The following is a 6981-nucleotide window of genomic DNA, read 5'->3' on the forward strand; positions in this document are numbered from 1 at the left end:
GGGGTCCTCACCCGTACCGGGGTCGGTGCCAGGGTCGGTGGTGCCGTTGGACGTCACGGTGACCACGGTGGTGGCCGTCAGCGGGGCGGCGCCCTGGACGGAGGCCTTGGCCGTCACGGTGTAGGTGCCGGCCTGGGCGAAGACGTGCTGGACCTGGGGGCCTTCGGCGGTGGCACCGTCGCCGAAGTCCCAGGTGACGGTGGCGCCGGACTGGGAGGCCGTCGCGGTGAACGAGGCCGTGTGGGGCGCGGCGCCGCTGGCGGTGTTGACGGCGACGTTCAGCGTGCCCTGGGGCTGCTGGGGCTGCGCGGGCAGCGTCTTGGAGAGGGTGAACGAGTCCAGGGTGCCGCCGTCCGTCTTCACGAGCTTCGCGGTGAGGTTGCCCTCGACGACGTCCACGTCGAGGAAGCCGTGGGCCGCGTCGTCGCGGATGACGCTCCAGGAGGGGCGCGACGTGGCGAACGTGCGCAGGGTGGCGCCGCCGCCGCCGACGACGAGGTAGGGGATGCCCGTCTCGTTCTTGCCGGCCTCGGCGTCACCGAGCATGGGCTTGCTGCGCTCATAGTCGTGGTCATGGCCGGTGAGGACCAGGTCCACGCCGTACTTCTCGAACAGGGGGCCGAACTGGCGGCGCATGGTGAGCTGCGAGCCGTGCTCGCCGCTGGACCAGGACGGGTGGTGGAAGAAGACGACCTTCCACGGCTGCGTGGTGGCGGCCAGGTCCTTCTCCACGAACGCCTTCTGCGCGGCGAGCGTGCACTTGCTCGCGGACGCCAGGCCCACGGCGCAGTTCGAGTCGATGGACACGAAGTGCACGTGCCCCCAGTCGAACGAGTAGTAGCGCTCCGAGCCCTCCGCGTTGTTGGTGGGCAGGTAGAGGTTGTCCAGGTAGGGCTGGGCCTCGTTGGTCACGTACTCGTGATTGCCGGGCGTGGCGAACATGGGCACCTGGGCGAGCAGGGCGGCCATGGGGGTGAAGAGGTTGGTCTGGAACTCGGTCTCGGTGCCTGACGCGTAGGCGTTGTCACCCAGGGCGACGAAGAGCTCCGGCTTGTTGGTGAGCATGGAGGCGGCGACCTTCTTCTGGTCGCTGCCACCGGTGCCGAAGTCGCCCACGGCGGCGAAGTGCACGCGCCGCGTGCCGGGCACGGGGGCGGTGGTGAACGCCTTCGCCGGGGTCGTCTCACCGCAGCCGTCCACGGAGTACGTATAGGACGTGGCGGGGGCCAGGCCGGTGAGGACCACGGCGTGGATCTTCGCGGTGGCCGAGGACTTCACCGTCTGGCCGGTGTTGCCCACGCCGTAGCGCACCTGGGCGCTGGAGCAGTTCGACGACAGCCGGAACGCCACGGTGGCGGTGTCGGGGCCCACCTTCTGAAGGTAGGGATCACGCGGCAGGGCGAGCGCGTCACCCGAGGCGAAGCCCCCCACGAAAAGGGCAGCCAGGGCGGCGAGCGAAAGAGACTTCGTCCGGTCCATGAATCCTCCGGCCCGAGACATTCGGGACGGGGGCCCAACCGTTCATCGCTCAACGATCATCCGAAAATCAGGCGTTCAGGAGTAGGCAGGGGAGCGGGCGCCCGGTGTGGCGGAAAGACAGACGAACAGGCCTGCGTCGCATGTTTCAGGGAAGGCGGAACCGGGGGGCGCCTTGCGGCGTCCGGAGGCTGCGTTACCCCTGAAGACATGACCGAAGTCCACTCCCAGACCCGTGAGTACACCCTCCCCGAGGGCTGCCCCGTGTGCGAGTCGGACCTGCCGGTGCGGGTCACCGCGACCGGTCCGAACGCCGTCTGCACGCACTGCGGCTGGATGGGGCGTCCGTTCATCACGGTGACGTACGACGGCCTGCGCGTGTCGTACGACGACGCCGCGCGGGCCTGAGCGCCAGGCCTGCCTGTCAGGCTTGCGAAGGGGGCAGCAAGTTCGCGCCACACTCATGGCGCGGCCCTTCACACGGCTCGCTGCCACGTGTCCGTGTGGAGGGTGCTCCCGCACTCTTCGCGGCATGGCGCCGGGCGTGTATGGATGCGGGAGGCGATGTCCCAAGCAGAGGGGCTCTCGATGCGACCCGTGTCTTTCCCAGTAGCGATTTCCTACGGTGCCGAGGACTGGGTCGTGAACTTTGCCTCGACCCGGGAAGACCTCCGGCCCCTTGGAGAGCCTGGATTCATCGAGGAGGACTCGCTGCGCACAGCGGGAGGCCGGGAGTTCAACTGGGCCTTCGAAGCAGCGAGCGGGCTGCGCTTCAGTCTGCGCTGGAGTGAAGCGACGGAGTATTCGGTCGTCGTCGCGGATCCTCCGGACCCGTCCGCGGTCGTCGCCGAGCTTCGCTCCCTGGGCCTGGACGTAACGATCACGACGCGGGAGCTGCCGGAGCACCGCCACCTCCAGCGCCGGATGGCGCTCGGGTGTGTCTGGCTCTTCACGGGGGAGGGCGCCGTCCAGGTGACCGCGGTCTTCTCCCGGAAGGCCCTGGCGGACGCGTGGCTGGCGGAGAAGCACCTTTCCGGAGAGCTTGTCGCGTACCCGCTGGACACCTCCGTCTACGAAGCAGAAAGGCGCTGGGGGATACCGGAGGTGCCTCAATTGGGGACTGAAGGCATCCAGCGTTTCGTCGGACGGGTGGCCGAGCGCTACACATATCGGGACGGGAAGCCCGTGAACCCAGGCGTGCCATCCCCGTGAGCGAAGGTGCCGCCGCCCGGGTTGAGAGCCGTCGGGCATGACCACCTATTGGTATACGACATGCTCCAGGTGCCGTGGCCAGGGGCGCCTGTTCATCATGCGGGAGCTTGAGAACGGCTCCCTCTACCTCCATTGCGAAGAGTGTGAGTGGGGCTGGCGGGATCCGGCGACCGTGGGAGCGGTGACCGCTGGCTTCCTGACCTTGGAGGATGAGGCCGACGCGAAGCCCGCGAGCCGTGAAGAGATTGAAGCAGCGGGCTGGACGCCGTTCGCCACGCACCGTGTCGAGGAGTGAGGCGGATGAGTCTGGAAATGAGGGAGTGATGACGTGCTCGGAGTGCTCTGGTGAGCTTGCCTGGGTCGGCGTGACGAGAGGCACGGACCACTTCCGGTGCTTGAGGTGTGGACATGACGTCCATGCGCTGTCAACGCCGCGCCTCGGGCCGGGGCAGCGGTTCCGAGCGGTCATCCGGTGGAAAAACGAGATCTTGAGTTTCGCTGAGCTGGAGAGCCTGAGGAAGATTGCCCCTGAGGCGAGGGCTATCCCTGCTGTTGATATCTGGGAGCGGTCAAAGCGGGATGGATGGGTGCTGGGGGAGTATATGGAAAGCCAGATTGATGCCCTCTGGAATCAGGCTCACGAACTTCAGCTCAGGTTGGATCTTGTTCTGGTGTCGGAGTGCGAGCCCGAGGTGAGGCCGGTTTGCATGGTTGTTGTTTGGAAGACGACGAGCCCTTCTCTCGAAGAGATCGTTGCGTTGCGCAAGCTATCGGAAGAGGCCGCGAACATGCCTGTTTCAGCCGTCCTGAAGAAGGCCAGGGAAGGCGAATGGCTGCTGGGGCGCTTCTGGCCAAACAGGCTACCTGAAATCGAACGGCGGGCGATGGAGTTGGGGCTTCAGCTTCGGCGCGAGTCTTGAAGCCTGCATGTCTCCAGCGTGCATGGAAAACTGTTGCGGCTTGTGCGTAGGGCGAATGCGCGAGCCTCACCCTTGGAAAACGAGTGGGACAGGAGGTGGTGGAGATGGCGCCCATTGATGATGTGAAGGCCTTTCTCCTGCTGCATGGGCTGGAGACCGAGCAGACCGCTTATGGCTTGCGCGGGGAGCTGGAGTGTGGGGGGCGGAGGTATCTCTATAAAATCGGGAGAGCGAACGACGGTGGGGACGACGTGAGCGTCCGCCCCCTTCCTGAGGGGCCCACCTGGTGGTTCTGGCGCGAGAACCTTGAGGGGATTGCCAGGCTGCTGCTGGATGCACGTGCGCGGGTTGAAGAGGGACAGGCGAAGTCCTGGCTGGAGGCCCTGCGCCATCTCGATTCGACGATGAGTGCTCTCTGGCCGGATGACCCTGATGCAACGTGAGCGCGGGGCGAATGAGGAGGCGATCCAGGTCCTTTACCGTGGCGTCACCAACGGTTTCCTGCCGCAGGTCTGCGAGGCGATATTGCTGTATAATGCCGTGGTGGGAACCGGCTACGACATCTGCAACCACTGCCGCTGGGAGGATGCTGGAACCGTGAGTGATTCCGTCGACAGCAGCATCAACAAGGGGACCATGTCTCAATATCGGGAGCAGATTCGAGAGGAGTCGAACTACTACTGCCGTGAGAAGTGGAGCCAATAGATGTCGAGTTCGGACGGGTCGCCGTGGTCTTGTGAGGAACACCCGTGAATCTGGCGCGCGTTGATGAGTATGCAGGGGACTCCGAGTTCGACCGCGTCTTCCTGACGGAAGTGGCGAATCGCGTGGAGCCGCTCTGGGGGCACGTGCGCGATGAAGCCGCCGCCCGAGTCGCCGTAGGTATCTTGTATCTGGATACGCTGGTCTTTCGGGATGGCTTCAAGGTGAATCACGGTTGGGAGGCGAATAGCTTCGTTGGAGTCGACGGGGCCGCGGCGGTGATGGCCGCGGTCTGGGACTGGATGGGACTCGACTGGTTGATGATGAAGAAGCGGTTCCGCCCAGGCCCTGGAGTACCTCAACCACCTCAATCGTTGCACGACGAGCTCCGGGGAATGGCCATTCGCCACCCGTCCGTCGTCCTGGTGGATGATCAGCCCGCGAGATGGCCTCATTGGCCGGCCCCTGAACGGCCGCCGCCCGTGGAGTCGAAAGCCGCGATGCGGCGGCGCCGACGCCGTTTGAAGGTGCCCGGAGGGATCTGGAGGCTATTCACCCAGACGGATTCCGGCCCCGTGTACTTCGAGAACCAGGGGGCCCTCAAGGAACTGGTTGTGGGGAACTGGCTCCATGTCGAACAGGTCGACGACGAGGTCTGGTGGATGCGGGTCGGGGACATGCGCATCAGCGTCCAGGCCCCACGTAACGGCTCACCCGAGGTGGATGTGGAACGGGGCTTCTACGACGTGGTGCAGGGCGAGACGAAGGTCGTCGAAAACAGTTACAGCCCCGAGGCCGCCGCCGAAGGAGATGGTGGCACGGGAGGCGAGGAGTAGGGGACTTCGGGGCATTGCACGGGCCGAACAGTCACCTGTCATCCGGACTCTTGTCTCCCGAAGCGACGAGCAGTGAGGTCGTGAAAGAGGAGAGTACAGGCCCGCTGGCATTCGTGGAGGCGGCAAGGGATGGGGAATGAGTGAGTTCGGACGCAGCGTGGGCAGCCGGCGATTCGTGGTTTTCTGTTCAGAGGTGTTTGCTGCGCAGGCGGATGGTCTCTTGGACGTGGTGGAACGGCTGAGTGCGCAGGGGGAGGCGTTCAAGGACGGGGAGGTGTTCAACTTTGGTGGAGTGCCCTTTTCGATCTGGGAGCGCGGAGACCAGGTGGTCATTGGGCCTCCCGTCGCTGCGGGAATGGCTGAGTTGGGGGAGGGGGATGATGTTTCCCCGTTCTTCGCACTGTTGATGGCTCAGTTGGAGTTCGCCAGCAGGTTCGGGGTCGAACCCTGAAGCATCCCCTCATCTGAATCAGATAAGTCCAAAGGCCTCTCGGAAAACAGCGTGCTCGCGGACGAGTTGTGCGAATCGCTCCACCAACGGGCGGAGTCGTTCATCGCTCATGCGCGGCATGGCCATGAAGTAGTAGGTGCCTTGGGTGAAGAGCGAGTGCGTACGCCGTTTCACCGTATTCACCTTCAAATGCTTGTCGTAACCCAGTGACTCCCCCGCTGCGCCCAGCAGCGTCAGTAGTACCTGGGCCAGGGCGCTGATAAGCAGCAACCTGTATCGGCGCTCCGGCGTCTTCACGCGCACCTGCTTCAGTCCCATGCCGAACTTGAGGTCCTTCACGTCCCGGAACGTCTCCTCGATGGTGAACCTCCGAGCGTAGACGTCCAGCACCTGCTGTGCCGTGGCTTCCGTGAGGCTGGTGGCCAGGCACCAGGAGTCCTTCATGCCCTTGCGTTTCACACACACCACGGCCCCCACCTGCGCCATGGCCGCGGTGACACGTGCGCCTCGGAGCACCTTCGCGCGTCCGCCTTCGGGGACCCACTCGGCCCCAGGCTTCGTCTCCGCGTCCTCGGACGTGACGAGCACGTCCGCACGGAAGCGCACCACGTACTCGAAGCCCAGTTGCCTCAGCAGCGCATAGAACTTCGCATCCGCGAAGCCTCGGTCCGCCACCACCGTCACCTTCACCTCCGAGGCAATCACCTCGCGCAGTCGCTGAAGCGTCTGGTCCTCCACCAGTTGCCGGTTGCCCGCGGAGGCGGACTTCACCAGCGTCGTCCACAAGAGCGGCGTGGCCCGCCCATGCTGGGTGATGAGGCTCGCCACGAGCGTCTCCTGGTCGTCCTGCTCGAAGTCCGTCCAGTCCAGCGCGATGGCGGCCTCGGTCCGCTCCGCCAGCACGAAGGGCACCCAGGCCGCGAAGAGCCTCCACACGTCCAAGCCCCCATTCGAAAGCAGTCGGTCCACCTGCTTCACCGCGTGCTTGGACGTGACGTCCTCTCCACGCGCCCACGCCATGGCCTTGCCGATGGCCGCCACCGACAGGCTCGCCGCCTGCACCGCCCCCAGCGTCGCGTGCGACAGGGACAGGATTCGTTTGACGTGCAGGTCGTCCTCGAACACTTCCGTCAGGAACGCCCGCACCTGCTCTGCGTCAATGGCCACCTTGCGCCTCATGGTGGATGCACTCTTTGCCCGACTGCCACCTCCGCCGCACTCAGCTACCGAGCGAGCGTATGCTGATCAACTCGCTAATACGACTTGGTCACATCCGAGAGGGCAGCTCAGGCGGAGCTCTGGGGTTGATGGCCGTGTTGCAGAGGGGGCAGATGCCAATCTGCCTGAGGAGAAGGGGCTGCAACGCGCGTCGTACCATCGGTAG

General features: G+C 65.1%; 10 protein-coding genes. 8 read left to right on the forward strand and 2 right to left on the reverse strand.

Going from position 1 to position 6981, the window contains the following annotated elements; translation table 11 throughout:
- Positions 1-1479, reverse strand: a 1479-nt coding sequence (locus D7Y11_RS40725; protein ID WP_126936362.1) for a metallophosphoesterase, incomplete at its 3' end; no start/stop codon positions are given.
- A 207-nt stretch (positions 1480-1686) separates the two neighbouring features.
- On the opposite strand from D7Y11_RS40725, the gene D7Y11_RS40730 reads away from it, so the two are divergent.
- The 8 genes from D7Y11_RS40730 (at position 1687) to D7Y11_RS40765 (ending at position 5597) form a co-directional block, all read left to right on the forward strand.
- Complete coding sequence (locus D7Y11_RS40730) at positions 1687-1884, forward strand: hypothetical protein (protein ID WP_120580872.1); 198 nt, start codon at positions 1687-1689, stop codon at positions 1882-1884.
- A gap of 234 nt (positions 1885-2118) precedes the next feature.
- Positions 2119-2688: a hypothetical protein gene (locus D7Y11_RS40735; protein ID WP_233597455.1), complete on the forward strand. Its 570-nt coding sequence runs from the start codon at positions 2119-2121 to the stop codon at positions 2686-2688.
- Between the two features lie 97 nt (positions 2689-2785).
- A complete protein-coding gene (locus D7Y11_RS40740) occupies positions 2786-2983 on the forward strand; it encodes a hypothetical protein (RefSeq protein ID WP_126936363.1) in 198 nt (65 codons plus the stop codon).
- A 28-nt stretch (positions 2984-3011) separates the two neighbouring features.
- Positions 3012-3608, forward strand: coding sequence for a hypothetical protein (locus D7Y11_RS40745; RefSeq protein ID WP_120580870.1), 597 nt, complete (start codon positions 3012-3014; stop codon positions 3606-3608).
- A gap of 104 nt (positions 3609-3712) precedes the next feature.
- On the forward strand, positions 3713-4051 hold the full coding sequence (locus D7Y11_RS40750) for a hypothetical protein (RefSeq protein ID WP_126936364.1): 339 nt from the start codon (positions 3713-3715) through the stop codon (positions 4049-4051).
- Positions 4041-4313 carry a hypothetical protein gene (locus D7Y11_RS40755; protein WP_126936365.1) on the forward strand — a complete coding sequence of 91 codons (273 nt, stop codon included), beginning with the start codon at positions 4041-4043 and terminating at the stop codon, positions 4311-4313. The genes D7Y11_RS40750 and D7Y11_RS40755 overlap by 11 nt, the downstream gene beginning before the upstream one ends.
- A gap of 44 nt (positions 4314-4357) precedes the next feature.
- Positions 4358-5146 carry a hypothetical protein gene (locus D7Y11_RS40760; protein ID WP_126936366.1) on the forward strand — a complete coding sequence of 263 codons (789 nt, stop codon included), beginning with the start codon at positions 4358-4360 and terminating at the stop codon, positions 5144-5146.
- A 136-nt stretch (positions 5147-5282) separates the two neighbouring features.
- Positions 5283-5597, forward strand: a complete 315-nt coding sequence (locus tag D7Y11_RS40765; RefSeq protein WP_126936367.1) for a hypothetical protein — start codon at positions 5283-5285, stop codon at positions 5595-5597.
- Positions 5598-5615: 18 nt separating this feature from the next.
- Here the strand turns inward: D7Y11_RS40765 and D7Y11_RS40770 are convergent, their stop codons facing one another.
- Entirely contained in the window at positions 5616-6776 is a 1161-nt protein-coding gene (locus D7Y11_RS40770) for an IS4 family transposase (protein WP_126936368.1), read from the reverse strand.
- Between the last annotated feature and the right edge of the window lie 205 nt (positions 6777-6981).

It is taken from the genome of Corallococcus sp. AB018 (assembly GCF_003986945.1).
Lineage (GTDB): Bacteria > Myxococcota > Myxococcia > Myxococcales > Myxococcaceae > Corallococcus > Corallococcus exiguus.

Coding starts and splice junctions, on each gene's coding strand:
- D7Y11_RS40730 (WP_120580872.1), top strand. CDS start 1,687: ATGACCGAAGTCCACTCCCAGACCCGTGAGTACACCCTCCCCGAGGGC.
- D7Y11_RS40740 (WP_126936363.1), top strand. CDS start 2,786: ATGCGGGAGCTTGAGAACGGCTCCCTCTACCTCCATTGCGAAGAGTGT.
- D7Y11_RS40745 (WP_120580870.1), top strand. CDS start 3,012: ATGACGTGCTCGGAGTGCTCTGGTGAGCTTGCCTGGGTCGGCGTGACG.
- D7Y11_RS40750 (WP_126936364.1), top strand. CDS start 3,713: ATGGCGCCCATTGATGATGTGAAGGCCTTTCTCCTGCTGCATGGGCTG.
- D7Y11_RS40755 (WP_126936365.1), top strand. CDS start 4,041: ATGCAACGTGAGCGCGGGGCGAATGAGGAGGCGATCCAGGTCCTTTAC.
- D7Y11_RS40765 (WP_126936367.1), top strand. CDS start 5,283: ATGAGTGAGTTCGGACGCAGCGTGGGCAGCCGGCGATTCGTGGTTTTC.
- D7Y11_RS40770 (WP_126936368.1), bottom strand. CDS start 6,776: ATGAGGCGCAAGGTGGCCATTGACGCAGAGCAGGTGCGGGCGTTCCTG.